Source organism: Fictibacillus sp. FJAT-27399 (genome assembly GCF_001510655.1).
Taxonomy (GTDB): domain Bacteria; phylum Bacillota; class Bacilli; order Bacillales; family Fictibacillaceae; genus Fictibacillus_C; species Fictibacillus_C marinisediminis.
In genome coordinates, this window is record NZ_LMVC01000002.1 from 783,950 (window position 1) to 804,615 (window position 20,666).

At 42.0% G+C, this 20,666-nt stretch carries 17 protein-coding genes; 16 read left to right on the forward strand and 1 reads right to left on the reverse strand.

Annotated elements, in window-relative coordinates; genetic code table 11:
- Positions 1 to 747: 747 nt before the first annotated feature.
- On the reverse strand, positions 748 to 876 hold the full coding sequence (gene yhfH, locus AR335_RS23065) for a protein YhfH (protein ID WP_074440588.1): 129 nt from the start codon (positions 874 to 876) through the stop codon (positions 748 to 750).
- Between the two features lie 450 nt (positions 877 to 1,326).
- Between yhfH and AR335_RS09030 the strand changes: the two genes are divergently transcribed.
- From AR335_RS09030 to AR335_RS09105, 16 genes are all read left to right on the forward strand, one after another.
- Entirely contained in the window at positions 1,327 to 1,620 is a 294-nt protein-coding gene (locus tag AR335_RS09030) for a hypothetical protein (RefSeq protein WP_062234523.1), read from the forward strand.
- Positions 1,621 to 2,451: 831 nt separating this feature from the next.
- Positions 2,452 to 4,098: an amidohydrolase gene (locus AR335_RS09035; protein ID WP_062234526.1), complete on the forward strand. Its 1,647-nt coding sequence runs from the start codon at positions 2,452 to 2,454 to the stop codon at positions 4,096 to 4,098.
- 70 nt (positions 4,099 to 4,168) lie between these two features.
- Positions 4,169 to 4,369 (forward strand): DUF3311 domain-containing protein, encoded by a 201-nt coding sequence (locus AR335_RS09040; protein ID WP_062234529.1) that lies wholly within the window; start codon positions 4,169 to 4,171, stop codon positions 4,367 to 4,369.
- Positions 4,366 to 5,856 carry a sodium:solute symporter family protein gene (locus AR335_RS09045; protein ID WP_062234532.1) on the forward strand — a complete coding sequence of 497 codons (1,491 nt, stop codon included), beginning with the start codon at positions 4,366 to 4,368 and terminating at the stop codon, positions 5,854 to 5,856. The genes AR335_RS09040 and AR335_RS09045 overlap by 4 nt, the downstream gene beginning before the upstream one ends.
- Positions 5,857 to 6,001: 145 nt before the next feature.
- Complete coding sequence (locus AR335_RS09050; protein ID WP_062234535.1) at positions 6,002 to 7,627, forward strand: amidohydrolase; 1,626 nt, start codon at positions 6,002 to 6,004, stop codon at positions 7,625 to 7,627.
- 54 nt (positions 7,628 to 7,681) lie between these two features.
- The gene (locus AR335_RS09055; RefSeq protein ID WP_062234538.1) at positions 7,682 to 8,767 is read left to right on the forward strand and encodes a C45 family autoproteolytic acyltransferase/hydolase; all 1,086 of its coding nucleotides are present in this window, start codon (positions 7,682 to 7,684) and stop codon (positions 8,765 to 8,767) included.
- 74 nt (positions 8,768 to 8,841) lie between these two features.
- Positions 8,842 to 9,438: a flavin reductase family protein gene (locus AR335_RS09060; protein ID WP_062234540.1), complete on the forward strand. Its 597-nt coding sequence runs from the start codon at positions 8,842 to 8,844 to the stop codon at positions 9,436 to 9,438.
- 712 nt (positions 9,439 to 10,150) lie between these two features.
- Positions 10,151 to 11,209 (forward strand): Gfo/Idh/MocA family oxidoreductase, encoded by a 1,059-nt coding sequence (locus AR335_RS09065; RefSeq protein ID WP_234293234.1) that lies wholly within the window; start codon positions 10,151 to 10,153, stop codon positions 11,207 to 11,209.
- A gap of 21 nt (positions 11,210 to 11,230) precedes the next feature.
- Positions 11,231 to 12,223 (forward strand): Gfo/Idh/MocA family protein, encoded by a 993-nt coding sequence (locus AR335_RS09070; RefSeq protein ID WP_062234553.1) that lies wholly within the window; start codon positions 11,231 to 11,233, stop codon positions 12,221 to 12,223.
- A gap of 67 nt (positions 12,224 to 12,290) precedes the next feature.
- Positions 12,291 to 13,799 (forward strand): sugar ABC transporter ATP-binding protein, encoded by a 1,509-nt coding sequence (locus tag AR335_RS09075; protein WP_062234556.1) that lies wholly within the window; start codon positions 12,291 to 12,293, stop codon positions 13,797 to 13,799.
- A gap of 4 nt (positions 13,800 to 13,803) precedes the next feature.
- Positions 13,804 to 14,799: an ABC transporter permease gene (locus AR335_RS09080; RefSeq protein ID WP_062234559.1), complete on the forward strand. Its 996-nt coding sequence runs from the start codon at positions 13,804 to 13,806 to the stop codon at positions 14,797 to 14,799.
- A gap of 40 nt (positions 14,800 to 14,839) precedes the next feature.
- Positions 14,840 to 15,805: a sugar ABC transporter substrate-binding protein gene (locus AR335_RS09085; protein ID WP_062234562.1), complete on the forward strand. Its 966-nt coding sequence runs from the start codon at positions 14,840 to 14,842 to the stop codon at positions 15,803 to 15,805.
- Positions 15,806 to 15,879: 74 nt separating this feature from the next.
- Positions 15,880 to 16,887: a LacI family DNA-binding transcriptional regulator gene (locus AR335_RS09090; RefSeq protein WP_062234565.1), complete on the forward strand. Its 1,008-nt coding sequence runs from the start codon at positions 15,880 to 15,882 to the stop codon at positions 16,885 to 16,887.
- A 159-nt stretch (positions 16,888 to 17,046) separates the two neighbouring features.
- Positions 17,047 to 18,069 (forward strand): inositol 2-dehydrogenase, encoded by a 1,023-nt coding sequence (gene iolG / locus AR335_RS09095; protein WP_062234568.1) that lies wholly within the window; start codon positions 17,047 to 17,049, stop codon positions 18,067 to 18,069.
- A gap of 26 nt (positions 18,070 to 18,095) precedes the next feature.
- Complete coding sequence (gene iolC, locus AR335_RS09100; RefSeq protein ID WP_062234570.1) at positions 18,096 to 19,100, forward strand: 5-dehydro-2-deoxygluconokinase; 1,005 nt, start codon at positions 18,096 to 18,098, stop codon at positions 19,098 to 19,100.
- A 37-nt stretch (positions 19,101 to 19,137) separates the two neighbouring features.
- Entirely contained in the window at positions 19,138 to 20,601 is a 1,464-nt protein-coding gene (locus AR335_RS09105; RefSeq protein ID WP_062234572.1) for a CoA-acylating methylmalonate-semialdehyde dehydrogenase, read from the forward strand.
- Positions 20,602 to 20,666 lie beyond the last annotated feature (65 nt).

The following is a 20,666-nucleotide window of genomic DNA, read 5'->3' on the forward strand; positions in this document are numbered from 1 at the left end:
TACAATTTAAAGGGCTTTTTGATTGTGGAAAGATACATACTCTATGAATCTATAAAAGGCCCACAAGATGCCTATAAGCGCAAACAGGGGGAATCAAGAGTTGATAAAAGTTTATGTAAAACAAGTAGTATAATGCTGTTTTCCCGATTGCCGGCTTTGTAAATCCAAATTAAGATTGTAATAATTTTTAAATATTGGGTAAATCTATCAATTTCTTCATTTTAATACATTATGATGAAAAAGTTAGTTAACAAATGAGAGGGGAATCATCAATGTCATTGAAACCAGGAAAACCAGGCATGGCACAAAAAATCGTTACAAAGACGAGGGCGAAGAGGATTGAGAATAATAGCTTATATAAGTTATTGACACTAAAGACACTAAATTAATCAAGAAAGGGCAGGTCACCAAGACCTGTCTTTTTATTTGCTCAGTGATACGTCTGAACGAAAGTAACATAAACTTGATGTGCAAAGTGGACTCGATTGTTCGGAAATGGCAAAACATGTTATTCTTTTTTATCTTAGGAATGGGGATTTCATTCCTTGCAGTATTCTTGATTTTCAATTAATGGGTATAGCACTTTACAGGTTAAGAGAACCGTCTCCTTTAGGTGGGCGGTTTTCTCATTACTGGAGAATCTTGTTCTCTATGAAACTAAACTGTTTTATAACAGATAATACCCTGCTCACCTTTTCACGGCAAACAGGGTATTAGGAGTTGCATAAATTATTCATTGACGATCACCTATGCTTCATGTTGTCCCATGCATCTCTCACATTCATAAACGTATGATTCGTGCTGTTCCTCAATCGTTTTTCCGCATTCCCGGCATTGCTTCTTTGGCAAATTACGATAAAATTCCAACGTCAACATTCAGCATTACCTCCTGTTTTTTTATTAAATTCATTGTATTATAACAGATAAGAATCGTCAACAACTGTTATAGGATTATTTTAAAATACTACTAAACTCCTAGATCTTACTTAAACGCTTATTTGTAAGTTCTGTTTTACATAGGCCAGCAAGTGCTAATTTGAATTAAAGGGCTGGAAGCTGAAGAGAAATGAGTAAAAATTAAGTAATGAAAAATACATATAAAAATACGATGGGTTTATCACTTTAAGCAGGTTATTGGAGCTTAAAGACGAATGAATTTAATCATTAACCATATTCAAACCAGTCGCTTTCAAAAACTTTCACTTGTCACCTGAGATATCCATCGTTTAAGATCAAGGCGTGGAGAATATACTGGATTACTTTATCAATTTTTTGAGGATCTACCTTAAGGAAGTAATGACGAAAAACAAGGGGATAAGCTTGCATATGGAACAAATAGACCTATTCGAAGTAATGACGGAAGCTGATTACGAAGCTACAGTAGATGAACCTTATAGCGAGATTACAAGTGTAGTAATTGGCGATGAAGTAAAGGTAATCATAAACAAAGCTGATACAACAGAGGATCGAAGCTACAAGGAAGATTTTTTAAAAGGCAAAGGAAAAGTCATAAAAATGGAGCAAACCAGGGAAGGTAAAACAGTCTGCTATGTTTCATTTAGCGGTAAGAACAGAGAGGCTGTTTTATATGACAGTGACTTATTGATATGCATTAACTGAATAAGGGCTTAACACCGATTCATTTTAACCACATAATATAATTACATTAATAAAGAACATAAGTATTTAGTCGAAAAAGGCCCTTTATCGGGCCTTTTCTCAGGTGCGATGAGGATGGAAGAAGAACAAAAAGTAGTTTTGATGGGCAAGCTCCCTTTATACACTCAAAAAAGCAGTGCGATTTCATAAGAAACGCACTGCTTTTTAATATTGAAGCATTGTTTAAGATATAGCTTACATTAAAAAAACCTTCATTAACTGAAGGTTTTTTTAATGTAAATGAGTGGATTGACTGTATATGATTTGTGACTATTTCAGGCGCTTACGCCTGCCTTGCGGTTTTTTTAGACAGATGCTTGAAACCCAATTCGAATCTTCAACATGAGACTGCAATGACTACTAAGAATAACGCGAAAAGAACGAATTGAGATAATTTTTTTGTCTAATTAACATAGTTTTTCGACAATATGTAAAGTTTAGCATCCAAATGTTTTTACGTAATGTATAGTGAAAAATTATGGTAAAGGAGGTATAGTTAAAATATTCAGAATTTTATAATCGTTATATAGTAATTGGAGAATCGCCGCTTATCGGCAGGAGACCCTTAAGCATTCTCTTTTTATGTAAAAAATCCTCCGCATACATGAAGAAAATCATGCCTCAAGAATCTTCAGCCAAACAATGAATTTCCATCATACATTTAAACTAATTTTATGGAAATATTTACCTGTATAAGCTCAAGTGAAGTTCCAAATTCTTACGAAATTTCATCATTGGGAACAACGGTACCTCCAAAGACTCTTTCAATCTAAAGGTAGAAGGGATGTTTTTATGAAGGCCGATGTGGTGTTTATAAATGGGGAAGTTATAACAGTAGATGAAAGAAATACAGTTGTTGAGGCTGTAGCGGTAAAGTCAAATCGAATCGTAATTGTCGGTTCAAATGAGGAAGTTAAAGATTGTATCGGCACACAAACAGAAATATTTGATCTACAAGGAAAAACGCTCCTTCCGGGATTCATCGATTCTCATCTTCATCTTATATTATATGGCGTAAACCAGTTAGCGGTAAGCTGTAAAGCTGAGCACGTCGACTCTGTTGCGGTTATGTTAGATGACCTGCGAAAAAAAGCTCTGGAAACTCCTAAAGGTGAATGGATACGTGCCTGGGGTTTCAATGAGACGGCTGTAGAAGAAAAGCGTTATCCAACGATCGGTGAACTGGATGCCATTTCAGTAGAACATCCTATTATCGTTTCGAGAACTTGCGGACATATTAGTGTAGTAAATCGCAAGGCATTAGAGCTAGCGCAAATTAGCGAAAATACAGAGGACCCTAAAGGAGGAGTTTATGAGCGTGATCAAGGAGGAGGACTGACAGGACGATTGATTGAAGCGGCAAACATGGCAATAAATGAAGTTGCCAGTTACACAGATGGTGAATTAAGAAAGGCCATGAAAATTTCCTCGGATCATTTCGTTGCAGCTGGTATTACAAGTATTCATGATGCAGGCGGATATGGTCCAGACAGTTACCGATTGCTCCAGCAAGCTGTGATGGATAATGATATCCGTGTTCGCATATATGCCATGATTTGTTCCCTAAATAATTCCCATGAATTTGTAGATAAAATGATCAAAGCGGGTGTCGTGACAGGGACAGGAAATGCGAGATTCAAAGTGGGATCCGCTAAATTGTTTATGGATGGTAGCAGCACCGGACCTACAATTGCCACCCGTGTTCCATATACCAGTGATTCTAATAATTCAGGAATTCTTTACTATAGTGAGGAGGAAATCTATCTAGTTTTAGGTCAAGCACACAAAAAAGGCTATCAAATTACTGTACATGCACAAGGGGATAAAGCCATCGAGATGTATTTGAATTGTGTCGAGAGGGCACTGGAGGAATCTCCTAGGGAAAACCATCGCCATCGAATCGAACATGCGGGCATTTCTGCTCCTGATTTACAGGAGAGAATGAAAAAGCTAGGGGTAATACCCATTCCAAATCCTCCATTTCCATATGAATTTGGAGACATATATGTCCACCATTATGGTGATCGTGTGAATCACATGTATGCTGTACGTGATTTTATTGATAATGGCATCATGACAGCCGGCGGATCAGATGCACCAGTTACCGATTATAATCCTTTACTAGGAATTCATGTGGCGGTTAATCGAAAAAGCCGATCAGGCATGGAGATAGGGAAGGATCAATCAATCAGCGTAATGGAAGCTATTCGACTATACACACGGAACGGGGCATATGCGAGTTTTGATGAAGACATAAAAGGAAGCATTGAGGTTGGAAAGTTAGCTGATCTCGTTATTTTAAATGACAGCATCTTACATGCGGATCTAACTAAAATTAAAGATCTACGCGTGGAGACAACGATGATTGATGGTGAAATAGTATACCAAAGTAAAGGGTTAGTGAAAAATCAGATTGTTCATGAATCGGATGTTTTGTGAAATAAAGATCCATTTTGGAAATACACAAAATCATAGATTCAGTAAATAGTATCTAAAAGGAGGGTATGTTTTGAAATCCATTAAACTGTTGCTCTTTTTGCCTTTTATCGGAGTATTAGGTTTCATGCCGTTAGCAAACAGGATCGAGCCTTATGTACTAGGGATGCCTTTTCTCTTATTTTGGATTGTATCTTGGATGGTGCTGTCTGCTGCTATTTTGATGATTGTTTATAAGCTTGATCCTGATAATAAAGGGAGCGATGTAGAATGAATCTATCATTATGTATCATTTTTCTGTTCCTGATCCTGGCTCTTTATTTAGGCATACGTGCAAGAAAAGGAAAAGATATGAATATGGAGCAATTTGCCGTTGGAGGCAGGGGCTTCGGAACTTTGTTTATTTTTTTGCTGATTGCTGGTGAGGTTTATACGACGTTTACGTTTTTAGGAGGAAGCGGATGGGCCTACTCTAAAGGAGCAGCGGCTTATTATGTACCTACATATATTTTTTTAGCGTATGTACTATCTTATTGGTTGGCGCCAAAAATTTGGAGATATTCTAAAGAAAATAATATTATATCGCAGCCTGACTTTTTTGCATCGAAGTACAAAAGCAGTGCAATGGGCGTGATTGTGGCTATTGTGGGATGCTTAGCCCTTGTTCCGTATATAGTCATTCAATTTAAAGGATTAGGAATCATTGTTGCGGAGGCTTCTTACGGAGCGATTTCCCCTGTAGCTGCCAGCGTTATAGGTGCAATAGTCGTAACCACTTATGTAATGGTATCTGGTATCCATGGCTCTGCCTGGACAGCAGTGGTGAAGGATTTTATGATTTTGGCGGTTGTCGTGTTTATGGGTATATTTATTCCCATGCATTATTTTGGCGGGATTCAGCCGATGTTTGAGTCCGTACAGGCCGTTAAACCTGAATTGTTAACTTTGCCGGACCTGGGTCTTAGTAATTCTTGGTTTATCTCAACCGTTCTTTTAAACGCTGTTGGCTTTTATTTATTGCCGAATTCATTCATGGTTGTTATAGCCGCAGATGGGGAAAAAACCATTCGTAAAAATGCGATCACTTTACCTTTGTACACGTTATTGTTGCTTTTTGTCTTTTTTATAGGCTTTGCCGCAGTACTGCAAATTCCAGGATTGCAAGGAGCCGATGGGGACCTTTCGCTTTTAAGGCTGGCCATTCACACATTTAATCCTTGGGTAATCGGCATTATCGGAGGAGCTGGTCTATTGACCGCTTTAGTTCCTGCTTCTGTTATGCTCATGGCTGCATCGGTTGGTTTAACAAAAAGCTTTTATAAAGTGATTGTCCCATCAGCCACCCAAAAACAACAATTGACTGCATCAAAGGTTTTTATTCTCGGACTGTCTTCTATCGCTTTAATTTTAACTATAACTGGCGGAGAAGCTTTGGCCATTTTGAACATCGTAGCGTATAGTCTTATCACTCAATTGGCGCCAGCGTTGTTTTTCAGCTTATCGAAAAACAATGTTGCCAATAAATACGGTGCAATCGCAGGTATAGTTGCAGGAGTTATTGTAGTTCTTTATGTGACGATAACAGGGGTAAAGGTAAGCACATTCTTTCCAAATGTACCACACGCAATAAACGACATTAGTACAGGAGTTGTAGCATTAATAATAAATGTAATTGTTATGATTGTAGTTAGTCTTCTCACTAAAAATATTGCTGTTAGCACACTTCATGCAAATGAAATTAAGAAAAGCAGTATTTCCTAAACTTCATTTTTTCTCGTCTTTCGACAGTCAAAGATGAAATTAATTATCTCCCAAAGGAATGTGCTTTTTACGACGATATTGGTTTGGGAACAGGGATGCATAAAACGACATTCAGAATACTTTAAAAGTAGAAAGGGATGTGTTTATGAAAGCCGATGTTGTGTTTGTCAATGGGGAAGTAATAACAGTAGATGAAAAGAATTCAATAGTAGAAGCTATAGCCGTAAAGGATAACCGCATTGTGGCTGTCGGATCTAATCAGGAGGTTACGGAATTTATCGGAGAAGCAACAGAAGTGATTGACCTGCAAGGGAAGACTCTTCTGCCTGGCTTTATAGATTCTCATTTGCACCTTACTATTTATGGGACAAACCTATTAGGGGTAAGCTGTATTAATCCTCATATTACATCTCTTCGTGATATATTTGCAGATTTACGAAAAAAGGCAGAAGAAACACCTAAAGGAAACTGGGTGCGTGCTTCGGGATTTGATGAAAAAGAGATAGACGAAAGCCGTTTCCCGACTAGAGAAGAATTAGATGAAATTTCAACTGATCATCCAATTGTAATCATTCGTACGTGTAATCATACGTGCATAGCTAATAGCAAAGCATTGGAACTGGCTAACATGAATGAAACTACACCCGATCCTGGAGGTGGCATTATAGAGCGGGATGATAATGGCAAATTAACGGGGAAACTGATTGAAAACGCGCATATGCAAATGTTTCAGGTAGCTAAATACAGTGAAGAAGAGCTCAAAAAATCAATGAAGCTTGCTTCAGATGAGTTCATCCGGGCAGGGATAACAAGCATTCATGATGCAGGTGGATATGGTGAAGGCTCTCAAAATATTCGTATTATGCAACAGGCCGTTCAGTCAAAAGATATACGAGTAAGGGTGTATGCGTTGATTGGCTCCTTAACTAATTCACATGATTTCGTTAATCAAATGGTTGAAGCAGGCCCGATAACAGGTCTTGGAGATGATCATTTTAAAATTGGACCAGCCAAACTTTTTACCGATGGCAGCAGCACCGGACCAACGATCGCTACACGAGAACCTTATACTAGTAATCCAAATGACCATGGTATTATTTACTACAGTCAAGAAGAGTTAAATCGTATTTTAGGTAATGCCCATAAAAAGGGATTTCAAATAACAGCACATGCACAAGGTGATCGCGCCATTGAAATGTTTCTAAACTGTATCGAAACGGCACTACAAGAGCATCCCCGTGATGACCATCGACACCGTATTGAGCATGCTGGGATCGCTTCTCCTGATCTACAGCAGAGAATGAAAGATCTTGGTGTCGTTATTATTCCAAATCCAGTGTTTATGTACGTCAACGGTGATGTATATAGGCAGTATTATGGAGAGCGTGTGAACGTGATGTATCCCGCCCGTGATTATATTGATAAAGGGATCATCGCTGCTTTTGGTTCTGATACTCCAGTGACCTACAGTGATCCTTTGCTTGGTATTCATGCCGCAGTTAATAGAAGATCGAAGTCAGGAAAAATGGTAGGAGAGAATCAATGTGTAGATGTAGTCGAGGCGATTCGTGCATACACTTGGAACGGGGCATATGCCAGTTTTGATGAAAAGGTTAAAGGGAGCCTTGAAGTCGGCAAACTGGCAGATATCGTTGTCTTAAACGAAAGCATTTTAAAAGTTGATCAAACCAAGATCAAAGATTTACATGTCGAAATCACCATGATTGATGGTGAAATTTTATATCGCAGTGAACAGTTAGTAGAGATTTAAGAGTATAGGTCCAAAATTACGAAGTTACCATATTCTTGATTAGGGGGAACCACATTGCAGCCTTTTCAATTGATCAAAGTAAGTGGCTCTGCGCTTGAACGCGGCCGGCAAATTGGAATGAAAGCTAAAAAGCAAATCGTTCACAATATAAATACCTACAAAAAGATTTTCATGGATATGGCTGGTGTAGATTGGACTACCGCGACAAACCGTGCTGCCGATTATATTCCTTGGATTGAAAAATATGACCAGGAAATCATGAATGAGATCATTGGAATAAGCGAAGGATCGAATCAGCCATTGCTGGATATTGTAGCATTAAATTCAAGAAGTGAAATTATTTTAAATACAGATGGCTGCACAAGTGTTGCTGTTCTGCCAGAAGTTACTAAAAACAATGAAACATTACTTGGTCAAAATTGGGATTGGAATGATGTTATTAAGCCAGGAATCATCATTCTAGAAATTGATCAGGCCCCGCGTCCAAAAATACTAATGGCTACAGAAGCAGGAATTGTCGGGAAGATTGGAATGAATAGTGAAGGTCTAGGTGTTTGCTTAAATTTGCTTGGGACACAAAACAATACCGTGGGAGTTCCCATTCATATCGTCCTTCGGGGGATTTTAAACAGCAAATCGATCTCTCAAGCAGTCGGACAAGTGGCGAGATTACGACGCGGAACCGCTGCTAATTTTCTCGTTGCGGATGATGAAGGAGTGGCATTCGATATTGAATCAACATGTACAGATTTTGATGTATTGTATCCATCTGCAGGGACAATCAACCATACCAATCATTTTGTAAGTAAGCGGATGGATTTTTTAGATACTGCCAGAGAAAAATTCCCAGACACCTTTGTCCGTTATTGGCGTTCTCTTAATTTATTATCCACACATAAATCTGATATCGATGAGCAGACACTCAATCATATATTTACAGATCACTTCGGCTACCCAGATTCAATTTGCCGCCATGGTGATTTATATCCAGTAGACTTAGGACGGATTTCAGCCAGTTGTACCGTTTTTTCGATCGTTATGAATCTATCAAAAAAGACGTTTGAGATTTCGACTGGGCAGCCATGTTCTAGTGATCATCATACTTATCGCCTATCCCAGTTACAACTAAATGAATACTAATCTTTTCATCCGTTAAAAGTAGGGGTGGAACGTTTTATTACAATGAAAAAGTGAAGGAAAAGGAGAGAAAGCCCGTGCAATTTAACCCATCTCAGCTCGCAGCAAAAGACGTATACAAATTGTTAACAGGTGCAGTTGTTCCTCGGCCAATCGCATGGGTATCGACGATTTCTGAAGAAGGGGAATTAAATCTCGCTCCATACAGTTTCTTCACAGTGGCATCAAGGCAACCTCCCCTGTTATGTATTTCAATAGGAGAGGGAACAGACGAGCGTGAAGGAACAGTTAAGGACACTCTAGTGAATATACGCTCACAAAAAGAATTTGTCATTAACGTGGTATCTTCTGAATTAGGAAATCAAATGCAGAAAACAGCTGAAAATTCCGCCAGTCATGTTAATGAATTTGAGGAGGCGCAGTTAACTCCCATTCCTAGTGACTTAGTGAAGCCAATGCGTGTAAAGGAAGCACCGATCCAGATGGAATGCCGGCTAGAGAAAATCATTCCACTTGGCACTGACCATTTAGTCATTGGACAAATGATTCGTTATCACATCCAAGATCAATACTATTTGGGTAATTATAAGGTTAACTTAGAGAAGTTAAGTGCACTCGGTAGATATGCAGGGAATTATAGTGTAAGTACAGAGTTTTTCACACTGCCAAAATAATTTGAATCGAATGGATCGTTTCTTAAAGAGAAATAGGTTACTTTCCGGTTAAAGGTATGATGTAAGGAATCTAAAGAAGAAGTGAGTTGCACTCACTTCTTCTTCATTGTTTTTTATAATTTTCAATTGTCCATGGATATGAGAAGCGTTTATCGCATATTGATTTCCTTAAAGAACCCCAAACGCCGTTCTTCCCCCTCACTTTCCCGAGAAGATATGCCTATTTGGTAACAGCGGATGAGATTGTTAATGCAATAAAGAAACAAAAGTTACTTTTTTAATAGCTGTGCTAAATGGTTTTATTCCTCACTTCTCTCCTGAACTTATTTCAACCCTATAGTTTAGTTCCCACAATTCTTTTCATACCTGCTGTACTCATATCTTGTGTCTGATAGCTTGAATTTTATGCTTGCTCTGTGGAAAAGTGGTCCTTCAGAAGGGTCTCAGTATAGGGCGAGATTATCGGCTTTTGCCAAGAGGGATCGTTCATAAGTAGTGATGCACAAAGGTATTTCATTCTGAATTCAAAAATTTATATTGACTCATAAATAGTCAGAAAAGTATAATAAGTAAAAAGGAAAGCGCTTTCCTGTTTTACTTCCTACAACTAGTGCAAAAATAGTTTTTAATTGCATAGTTTTATTGTCCGTTTAGGAATAGATACTTTTTTATTTTAGGAAAGCGCTTAATTAATTGAAGTGAGGTGAAGCTCTTGCATAAAACAATAGTTAAAGTGGGGATTGTCGGACTGGGCAGGCTGGGCAGGCAGCATGCGGAAAACTTGGCATTCCGGATTCCTTTTTGTGAGTTGGCCGCTGTTTGCAGCATAGACTCTGAAGCCGTGAAACAGGTGAAAAAAGAGTGGAATGTTCCATATGCTTACACAGATTACGATGAGATGCTGGCTAATAAAGAACTGGATGCCATTTTCATTGCAACTCCGTCCGGTTTTCACTGTGAGCAAATTGAAAAAGCACTACACGCCGGTTTTCACGTGTTCAGTGAAAAACCACTTGGTTTATACTTGGAGGAAGCGATTCGGGTTCAGAAAGCGGTAAACAGAAATAAAGAAAAGGTGTTTATGCTCGGTTTTATGAGGAGATACGACCATTCCTATGCTTATGCGAAAAAGAAGATAGAGGAAGGCAAGATTGGCGAGCCTGTTTTAATCCGCTGTTATGGGCTTGATCCCGCAAAGGCGATGGACGGATTTATGAAGTTTGCCAAAAAGAATTACAGCGGCGGTTTATTCCTGGACATGGCCGTTCATGATTTGGATCTGGCACGTTGGTTTCTGAATGCGGAGGCCCGGCAGGTGTGGGCGATCGGTGGGAATTATGCCTATACAGAATTTGAAGAGCTGAATGATGCAGAAACGGGAGCTGCTCTCGTTAAATTTGAAAATAATAAAATGGGCATTTTTGTGGCCAGCCGGAATTGTGCGCATGGTTACCATATTGAAACTGAAATTATCGGTACAAAAGGCAGTTTGAGAATCGGGACGGTTCCTGAAAAGAACAGGGTTACGGTCTTTGACGAAAGCGGAGCGGTAAATGAATGTTCAGACGGCTTCCTTGAACGTTTTGAACAGGCCTATTTAAGTGAAGCGGAAGAGTTTATATCCTGCATTCTGGAAAACAGGCAGCCTGAAGTTACTGTTGAAGACGGCGTTCTTTCTACTTGTTTGGGCTACGCATGCAAAGAAGCCTTTGAAACGGGGGAGCTTAAAACCGTCCAGTATCCTGTTACAGCCCCTCCTTTGGTTCGCTGATGAGAGGAGGATCAATTATTTATGACGCAGATTAAATGGGGAATTCTGAGTGCAGCCAATATTGCTTATGATCAGCTTGTTCCAGCCCTCAGACGATCAGGCCATGGATTTGTGACTGCAGTTGCTTCCAAAAACAAAGGGAAAGCAGAACGTTTTCAAGTCCCTGAAATCTACGAAAGGTATGATGCACTCTTAAAAGCCCCGAACATAGATGCTGTATATATACCGCTACCTAATGCTCTCCATGCAGAATGGGCAGTGAAGGCGATGAATCATGGAAAGCATGTTCTTCTGGAGAAACCAGCGGCATTGACAGAGGCTGAGATGGTTGCCATTAAAGAGGCGGCCGATAAAAATGATGTTGTCTTTATGGAAGCTTTCATGTATCAGTTTCATAAACAGCATGAAAGAGTAAAAGAGCTTCTTGTATCAGAAGTAATCGGTGAATGGCGCCATGTAAAAGCCCATTTTTCCTGGATGCTTGATAACGATGAGGACATCCGCCTATCCAGGGAACTTGGTGGAGGAGCGATGCGGGATGTAGGTTGTTATGGAATTCATGCTGTAACCCAGATCGTTGGCTTTAGACCGGCAAACCTCTCCATGACGGCACGAATTCCTTCAAAGTATGGAGTTGATATTACGTCCACCTGTGTAATGGCTGATGAAAATGGGCGGACAGCTGAGATCTTTGCATCAATGGAGATGCCATTCATTAACCGTTATGAAATTATCGGTTCTAAGGGCTCCATAACAGTGGATTCCTCCTTCCGTCCGGATGAATCCAGTGATGGGTTTGGGAAGGTAACGGTAAGGGACAGCAATTATCATGTAATATTGCTGGAAAGTCATTCGGATGACCAATATTTAAACCAAGTCGAGCATTTTCATGAATGCATCCTCAAGAATAAACAGCCGGCCTATAATGCAGCTCATTCAGTGGACATGGCTCGCTATCTGGAAAAAAGCTATGAATCACTGGAGAATAATTCGATTTTGGTGAACGTTGGTTAATTTTTAGGCATTAAAGGTAAGCGCTTTCCTTCGTTTGGTAGACGTTTAAAAAGAAAGGGGCTTGGATATGGCCGTTGAAACAAAAAGTCTTCTCGAGATCAGAGGAATTAAAAAGAGTTTCGATCAAAACCATGTGCTCAAAGGGATTGATTTTGATGTAAAAGCGGGGGAAGTCCATGTTCTGCTCGGTGAAAATGGGGCCGGAAAATCTACACTTATTAAAATATTAACTGGAGCCTATCAGAAAGATGCAGGGGAGATTTACTGGGAAGGTAGAATGGTAGACCTTAATACTCCCGTTGATGCCATGAATATAGGGATTGCGACCATCTATCAGGAGCTGAACCTCATTCCCCAGCTCAAAGTTTATGAAAATATTTTTCTTGGCAGGGAATTAAAGCGCAGTGGAAAACGATCTTTGCTTGATCACAACGCCATGCATGAGGAAGCGAAGCGTTGCTTAAAGATGCTCGGCCAAAACCCTAATATTGCAGATATGCAGGTTTCGAGACTGGGGATCGGCCAGCAGCAGCTCGTTGAAGTAGCCAAAGCGCTTGCTTTGGATGCAAAACTGATTATTATGGACGAGCCTACTTCCAGCCTCAGTGCCCAGGAAGTAGACCAGCTGTATAACTGTGTGGAGTCTCTGAAGGCGAAAGGGATTGCTATTGTTTTCATTTCCCACCGGTTGGAAGAGATCAGAAGGCTGGGCGATCGGATTACCATTCTAAGAGATGGCTTCAAGATTGATACATTACAAGTGAGAACAACAGAAACGGATTACTGGATAGAATTGATGGTTGGACGTTCTTTGGATGAGAAATTCCCCAAACAAAACTTTACACTTGGGAAAGAAGGGTTCAGGGTCGAGGGCCTTGAAGTGGAAGGGACTCAGGAACCTGTCGGATTTTCTGTCCGGTATGGCGAGATCATAGGTATTTCAGGCCTGGTTGGCGCCGGGCGTACGGAGCTTGCAAGAGCCATTTTCGGAGCGGATTCAAGCAAGAATGGCAAGATCTTTATTGATGGGAAAGAAGTAAAGATCAAGTCTCCAAGGGATGCCATTAATTCCGGGATTGCTTTTATCACAGAGGACAGGAAAGGGGAAGGGCTTCTTCTTGATCAAAAGCTGGACTTCAATATCGTTATGGCAAACATGAAGAAATTTACTGGTAAATCCAGATTGATTGATTTGAATGCCATACGTGAGGAATCGGAAAATTATATTAAAGAACTGAAGGTTCGGCCGAATAACCTGGAATTGAATGCCCGCAACTTAAGCGGCGGGAACCAGCAGAAGATCGTCATTGCCAAATGGCTGTGCACCCAAGCAAAAGTTTTCATCTTTGATGAACCGACAAGAGGAATTGACGTAGGGGCAAAGGTGGAGGTATACCGCTTAATGAACCGACTTGTTGAAAACGGAGCGATTGTCATTATGATTTCGTCAGAGCTGCCAGAAATTCTCGGAATGTGCGACCGTGTGCTTGTCATGAGTGAGGGGAAATTTACCGCTAATTTTAAAATTGAAGATGCCTCTCAGGAGAAAATTATGAAAGCGGCTACAGGAGGGTGAAAATATGAGTGAAATCGTTGTTCAAAAGGAAAATGGTACAGTAAAAAAGAACCTAACGATCAAAAATATACTAAGCAAGTTCGCGCCGCTGATTGGCCTCGTCTTATTGGTAGTCGTCTTAACAGTATTGTCTGACAGGTTCCTGACGGTAAACAATGTGATGAACATTGCACGCCAGTCCTCGATCAATTCGCTGCTGGCCATCGGAATGCTGCTTCCGATTTTAACCGCAGGGATCGACTTGTCTGTTGGTTCGGTACTGGCTATCTCAGTGATGCTGATGGGTGTTACCACAGTGAACATGGGCAGCAATCCTTTTATCGGGATTCTCGTCTGTCTTGGCGTGGGTTCGGGGTTCGGCTGGTTTAACGGAATATTATTAACCAAACTTCGTCTTCCGCATCCGTTCATTTCAACTTTGGGAACGATGAACATTGCCCGCGGGATCGCGCTGATCATTACAGCGGCTGCACCGATTGCTGGCTTTCCGTACATGATTCAATTTATCGGAAGAGAATTTGTCGGTCCTATCCCTGTGAGTTTTATACTCGTCATTGCAGTGTATGTCATCTTCCATATTTTTTTAACAAGAACACAAACCGGGCGCTATATCTATGCGATTGGTGGAAATCCTGAAGCGGCCCGCCTTTCTGGGATCAATGTGGATCGGGTACTGATTATTGTTTATACGATCAGTGGTTTGATGGCAGGACTTGCAGGCCTCGTCATGGTTGGCCGTGTTAACTCTGCCTTCCCGCTTGCAGGACTTTCCTACGAACTTGATGCCATAGCTGCCGTCATTATCGGTGGAGCTAGTTTCCTGGGGGGCGTGGGTACTGTATGGGGTACATTAATTGGTGCTCTCATTATCGCCGTGCTGAGAAACGGGCTTAACTTGCTGAACGTATCCGCCGATTTCCAGATGACAATAATTGGTGCGGTTATTATCGCGGCTGTTTATGTAGACGTTCTTCGCCAGCGCAAAAACAAAAAGAAGTAGGATTGAAGATTTGAAAATCAAAAAATGGGGGAATTCAATCATGATAAGTAAAAAGTTTAAACTGTTTGGTGCAGCAGTAGCTGTTTCTTGCATGGCACTGACTGCTGGCTGCAGCGGCGATAAAGCAAATGGTTCAGGGGGAGGAGATGAAAATGTTTCCGTTGTTTTGAAAACGTTATCCAGCCCATATTGGAAATACGTCGAGGCGGGGGCGAAAGCTGCAGGTAAAAAGCATGGTGTCAATGTTAATGTAGTAGGTCCCAACGCGGAATCGGAAGTCATGCAGCAGGTGAACATGATTGAAGACCAGTTAAGCCAGTCTCCGGGAGCCATTGTTGTTGCACCGTCACAGCCTGAAACGGTTGCGCCGTCCCTGGAAAGTGCCGTTAAATCCAAAGTGCCGGTTCTACTGATTGATTCAAATGCAGATTTTAAAGGGAAGACAACATTTATCGGAACAGAAAACTTTACCGCGGGACAAGAAGGCGGTAAATTGCTGGCCTCCATGCTCAAAAAAGGGGATAAAGTCGTGCTGATCCAGGGGGCTCTTGGAAACCCGGCCACGGACGAACGGATTAAAGGGGCAGAGGAAGCTCTTAAAAAAGCCGGAATGGAAGTGGTATCCAAACAGCCTGCTGACAGCGATAAAACAAAGGCAATGTCTGTAATGGAGAATATCCTGGAAAAAAATGAGGATGTTAAAGGTGTGTTCTCCGCAAATGACGATATGGCCCTTGGTGCGCTTCGCGCTGTAAAAGCCAAGAATCTGGATGTAAAAATCATTGGGACGGACGGAACAGAGGAAGCGGTAAAATCCATTTTAGACGGCGGCCTTGCAGGAACAATTGCCCAAAGCCCGTATAACATGGGCTACAAAGGGGTTGAGAATGCCTTGAAAGCCATTAAAGGGAAAAAAGTTAAGAACCGCATCGACAGCGGGATTGATATAATTACAAAAGAAAATGCAGAAGAAAAACTGGAATTCCTGAAGAAGATTTCAAAATAAAAACCGAAACTAACCCGTGTTTTTCTGGCATGATAGAATAGTGAAAAGGAAAGTTTTGAGGAGTTTAAACCAACATGAAGCCTACCATTTATGATGTAGCCGAAAAGGCGGGTGTCTCAATAGCTACGGTTTCCAAAGTAGTAAATAATACCGGGCATATCAGTGACAAGACGAAGAAAAAAGTGGTTGATATCATGCGGCAGCTTGAATATCAGCCTAGCAGCCTGGCTGCTGCGCTTACCGGAAAAAGAACATATACGATTGGTGTGCTTGTCCCTGATATTGCCAATCCATTTTTTGCTGAGGTAGCCCGAGCGCTTGAAAATAATGCACGCGAAATTGGCTATTCAATTATTTTATGCAGTACAGATTACCAAATGGAACGGGAACAAGAATATCTCGAACTGCTGTTAAAAAAACAGGTGGACGGCATTATTATTGCCACCGAGCCTAAAGACTTAAGTGCATTTCAAAGGCTGCAGAACCGTAAGGTCCCTCATGTCATGTTTTCGATTGACCATATGGCTTTGTCTGCCCAGGTGGTAAGCACGGATGACATGAGAGGCGGATACCTTGCAGGAAGCTACTTGCTGGCTAAAGGGCATCGCAGAATGGCAGTCATTACAGAGCTGAATAGAGCAAGCGGCCTGCTTCGGCTAAAAGGATTTAAACAGGCACTTCATGATCAGGGGATTGAATTGGAAGGCTCGTCCGTTATTGATGCGGTATCAAAAATTGAGAATGCAAAACAAGCGGCCAGCAAAATTCTTCAGATGGAGGAAAAGCCCACTGCCGTTTTTGCTTCAACCGATCTAATCGCAGCCGTATTCATGAATGAAGCGCGCAAAGCGAATGTTTCCATTCCATATGATATTTCTGTGATCGGTTTTGATAATACCATTCATGCCGAAATTGCAGACCCTGGGTTGACTACGATCGCCCAGCCCATTTCGGATCTGGCCCGTTATTCCATTCAGCAGCTGCTGAAATCTATAGAACAGCCGGATTTGCAAGGACATCGAATTTTATTGACACCGAGATTAATTGAGCGTGAATCGGTTATTGACGTAAGGGATGTATAAAAAGGCCGGTACATTAATCGGCACTTTTATTTGGCCTTTAAGTTAAGCGCTTAACTAAAATAATGACTTTCTTATCGTGGTATAAATTACCAGGCGGGATTAAAGTTTAAGGAAAGCGCTTAACTCAAAAATGGAAACAGCTTAAGGAGGAGGAGAAACATGAGTTTGAATGTAGGAGTAATTGGTGCTGGAAGAATTGGCAAATTGCATGTGGATAACTTAAGGCTGGTACCTGATATTTTGGTGAAGAGTGTGTCAGATATAGTAGTGGATCACCTTGAATTATGGGCGAAGGACAAACAAATTAAAGTATTAACCTCAGATTACCGCCAAATTTTGAATGATCCCGAGATCGATGCAGTCTTTATTTGTTCTCCGACCAATACACATGCCGGAATGATCATGGAAGCGGCTGCCGCAGGAAAACATATTTTCTGTGAAAAACCAGTAAGCTTTTCCCTTAAAGAAACGGAAGCCGCCCTTAGTGCAGCGGAGAAGGCAGAGGTAAAACTTCAAGTCGGATTCAACCGCCGGTTTGATCCGAATTTCAGGAAAATACGCTCGCTTGTCCAGGACGGAGCCGTGGGTGCGCCTCATGTTTTGCGTATTACATCGCGTGATCCCCAGCCGCCGGGAGTGGACTACATAAAAACATCAGGCGGACTGTTTATGGATATGATGATCCACGATTTTGATATGGCCCGGTATATCATGGGCAGCGAAGTTGTAGAAGTTTCGGCCTATGGAGCTGTTTTGGTGGATCCGTCCATAGGCGAAGCCGGTGACATCGATACCGCCATTGTATCGCTAAAGTTTGCAAATGGGGCACTGGGAGTGATCGACAACAGCCGCCAAGCGGTATATGGATATGATCAGCGCCTGGAGGTGTTTGGAAGCAATGGGGCCGCCCAAGCCGAGAACAACCGGCCGACAAACGTGGAGGTATCCACCGCTGAATCCGTTTCAAAAGACAAACCACTGCATTTTTTCCTGGAACGCTATACACAAGCCTACATTGATGAAGTAAGCGAGTTTGCTGAAGCCATTCTTTATGATAAGCCGGTCGTTTGCAGCGGATTTGACGGCCTTCAAGCACAGCGGATTGCCAAAGCAGCTAAGAAATCCCTGGAAACCGGAGTGCCGGTATTGCTGGACCAAGTGAGCCGACAAGCCGCTATTTAATAAAAATCAGGAAGGAGTCAAGCCATATGAATCCTCTTAGCTTTAAACAAGATCGGCCGCTTGATGTTATAGCGATTGGCCGGCTATGCATTGATTTAAATGCAAATGAGATTAACCGTCCGATGGAAGAAACTCTCACCTTCACCAAGTATGTCGGCGGCTCTCCTGCGAATATTGCCATTGGATCGGCACGGCTGGGCCAGAAGGCAGGTTTTATCGGGAAAGTTTCCAATGATCAGATGGGACGGTTCATTACCGAATATTTAAAGAAGAACAAAATTGATACGAGCGGTGTATCGGTTGACCAAAAGGGTGCGGTTACAGGACTTGCATTTACGGAAATTAAAAGTCCTGATGATTGCAGTATTCTCATGTACCGTGATAACGCAGCTGATTTGAATCTCCATCCATATGATGTAGATGAGGATTATATCAAACAGTCAAAAGCCTTGTTGGTCTCCGGAACGGCTCTTGCAAAGAGCCCGTCACGGGAAGCGGCGTTCCTCGCATTGGAATATGCCGTAAAGAATGATGTAACCGTATTTTTTGATCTGGATTACCGTCCCTACACATGGACAGATGAAGCGGAAACCGCCGTTTATTACAACCTTGCCGCTGAAAAATGCGATGTGATTATGGGGACGCGTGAAGAGTTTGACATGATGGAAAAGCTGCTGAACACGGCGGAATCCAATGATGAGGATACAGCCGCCAGATGGTTCTCCCGCCGTGCCAAACTGGTTGTCATCAAACATGGGGGCGCAGGATCCATCGCCTATACCAAGGATGGAGAATCTCACCGAAGCGGTATATTCCCGACCACCGTGCTTAAAACGTTTGGTGCAGGCGACTCTTATGCATCCGCCTTTATCTATGGATTAATGAATGGAAAAGATGTCTCTGAAGCTATGAAAATGGGCAGCGCTTCTGCCTCCATTGTGATTTCCAGGCATAGCTGTTCCGATGCCATGCCGACGACTGAAGAGCTGATGAATTATATTGAAACGGCACGATATGAGACAGTTCAGTAATTTATAAAAAATTATAAAAGTAAAGGAGTTTTCTAAAATGGCAACCACTACTGTAAAAACATTGAAAAACTTTATTGGCGGGGAATGGGTAGAATCCGCTTCAGACAAAACGGAGGCAGTATACAATCCTGCAACAGGGGAGGAACTTGCTATTGTTCCGATCTCTACAAAGGAAGAAGTGGACAAAGCGGTCAGGGCGGCACAGGAAGCATTTGAAAGCTGGTCCCAGGTTGCTGTCCCGAAAAGAGCGCGCATCCTTTTCAAGTACCAGCAGCTACTGGTGGAACACTGGGACGAGCTTGCAAGACTCGTAACCATTGAAAATGGTAAAAGCTTTGTTGAAGCACACGGCGAAGTTCTCCGTGGAATTGAATGTGTGGAGTTTGCAGCAGGCATTCCGACTTTAATGATGGGGAAACAGCTGCCGGATATTGCGGCTGGCCTGGAGTCCGGAATGTACCGCTATCCGATTGGTGTTGTAGGCGGTATTACACCATTTAACTTCCCAATGATGGTACCATGCTGGATGTTCCCTCTGGCCATCGCGTGCGGAAATACATTTGTGCTGAAGCCATCCGAACGGACACCTCTTCTTGCACAGCGATTAGTTGAACTGTTTGTGGAAGCAGGCCTTCCAAATGGTGTGTTAAATATCGTGAACGGAGCTCATGACGTCGTTAACGGCCTCTTGGAGCACAAGCTGGTCAAAGCGATTTCCTTCGTGGGTTCACAGCCGGTTGCAGAATACGTATACAAAACAGCATCCGCCAACTTAAAGCGGGTCCAGGCCCTTTCCGGCGCGAAAAACCACGCGATTGTTCTTGCTGATGCCAATATGAATAATGCAGCACAACAAATTACGGGAGCTGCCTTTGGTTCTGCCGGTGAGCGGTGCATGGCTGCTTCAGTAGTCGTTGTGGAAGATGCTGTTGCCGACGAATTAATTGTAAAGCTTAAAGAAGAGGCTGATGTTCTCAGAATCGGTAATGGCCTTGACGAGGGTGTCTTCCTTGGCCCGGTTATCAGGGAAAACCATAAACAGCGTACAATCGGATACATCGAAAAGGGAGTTGAAGAAGGAGCTGTTTTAGTACGGGATGGCCGCAACGACGAAGCAGTAAACGGAGAAGGATATTTTGTCGGGCCAACTATCTTTGAAGGTGTAACACAGGATATGCAGATCTGGCAGGACGAAATTTTCGCTCCCGTCCTTTCCATTGTGCGTGTGAAAGACTTAGCGGATGCCGTTGAATTTACCAACGCTTCTCCTTTTGCCAACGGTGCATGCTTATTCACTGACAGTGCATCAGCGGTGAGGCAGTTCCGTGAAACCATTGATGCTGGCATGCTTGGAATCAACATTGGTGTTCCGGCTCCGATGGCTTTCTTCCCGTTCTCCGGCTACAAAGACTCTTTCTATGGAGACCTGCACGCCAATGGCACAGATGGTGTTGAATTTTATACAAGGAAGAAAATGGTCACCGCTCGATACTTGAAGTAATGCATATGACCAATTGGGAAGTGGAGGGACGGAGCGGTCCATGCCGCTTCCCTTTTGTACATATA

Bases quoted from the DNA above. Each gene is read 5' to 3' on its own strand.
- yhfH (WP_074440588.1), bottom strand. From the start codon at position 876: ATGTTGACGTTGGAATTTTATCGTAATTTGCCAAAGAAGCAATGCCGG.
- AR335_RS09030 (WP_062234523.1), top strand. From the start codon at position 1,327: ATGGAACAAATAGACCTATTCGAAGTAATGACGGAAGCTGATTACGAA.
- AR335_RS09035 (WP_062234526.1), top strand. From the start codon at position 2,452: ATGAAGGCCGATGTGGTGTTTATAAATGGGGAAGTTATAACAGTAGAT.
- AR335_RS09045 (WP_062234532.1), top strand. From the start codon at position 4,366: ATGAATCTATCATTATGTATCATTTTTCTGTTCCTGATCCTGGCTCTT.
- AR335_RS09050 (WP_062234535.1), top strand. From the start codon at position 6,002: ATGAAAGCCGATGTTGTGTTTGTCAATGGGGAAGTAATAACAGTAGAT.
- AR335_RS09070 (WP_062234553.1), top strand. From the start codon at position 11,231: ATGACGCAGATTAAATGGGGAATTCTGAGTGCAGCCAATATTGCTTAT.
- AR335_RS09075 (WP_062234556.1), top strand. From the start codon at position 12,291: ATGGCCGTTGAAACAAAAAGTCTTCTCGAGATCAGAGGAATTAAAAAG.
- AR335_RS09080 (WP_062234559.1), top strand. From the start codon at position 13,804: ATGAGTGAAATCGTTGTTCAAAAGGAAAATGGTACAGTAAAAAAGAAC.
- AR335_RS09085 (WP_062234562.1), top strand. From the start codon at position 14,840: ATGATAAGTAAAAAGTTTAAACTGTTTGGTGCAGCAGTAGCTGTTTCT.
- AR335_RS09090 (WP_062234565.1), top strand. From the start codon at position 15,880: ATGAAGCCTACCATTTATGATGTAGCCGAAAAGGCGGGTGTCTCAATA.
- iolG (WP_062234568.1), top strand. From the start codon at position 17,047: ATGAGTTTGAATGTAGGAGTAATTGGTGCTGGAAGAATTGGCAAATTG.
- iolC (WP_062234570.1), top strand. From the start codon at position 18,096: ATGAATCCTCTTAGCTTTAAACAAGATCGGCCGCTTGATGTTATAGCG.
- AR335_RS09105 (WP_062234572.1), top strand. From the start codon at position 19,138: ATGGCAACCACTACTGTAAAAACATTGAAAAACTTTATTGGCGGGGAA.